Origin of the sequence: Thermococcus sp. JdF3, assembly GCF_012027495.1 — an archaeon.
Classification (GTDB): domain Archaea; phylum Methanobacteriota_B; class Thermococci; order Thermococcales; family Thermococcaceae; genus Thermococcus.
This window is the reverse complement of record NZ_SNUK01000045.1, coordinates 1-386: the sequence shown is the minus strand read 5'-3', so window position 1 is coordinate 386 and position 386 is coordinate 1. Positions and strand designations below refer to the sequence as shown.

The 386-nt window shown below is 48.7% G+C and carries 1 protein-coding gene; it reads left to right on the top strand.

Going from position 1 to position 386, the window contains the following annotated elements:
• Window positions 1-216, top strand: a 216-nt coding sequence (locus E3E42_RS11820) for an asparagine synthase-related protein (protein ID WP_240913706.1), incomplete at its 5' end; no start/stop codon positions are given.
• Between the last annotated feature and the right edge of the window lie 170 nt (window positions 217-386).

Below are 386 nucleotides of genomic sequence, written 5' to 3'. Positions count from 1 at the left end.
CCCGAGGCCAAGATAAGGAAGGGCATCAGAAAAGCGATCCTCAGGGAAGTTGCCGTGGAGCTTGGTCTTCCGAAGTGGATAGCTGAGAGGGACAAAAAGGCCGCTCAGTATGGCAGCGGTGCTCAGAAGCTCCTCAAGAAGCTCGCCAAGAGCGAAGGAATGACCCTCAGAGAGTACGCCCAAAGAGCCTTTAATGAGGCATTTAAACGCGGATAAACGTTGTTAAACGTCCTTTAATCTTCTAGGACATGGGGGAGCTTTTTTAACTTTCTCATCCGTCCTCTCACAAACACGGGCAAACGGTTTCGTGAAAAACGCTTAAATATGGCTCTTTCGAAACCAAAACCAGGTGAAAAGCCGTGATACTACGAAAAGGCAGATCGGAA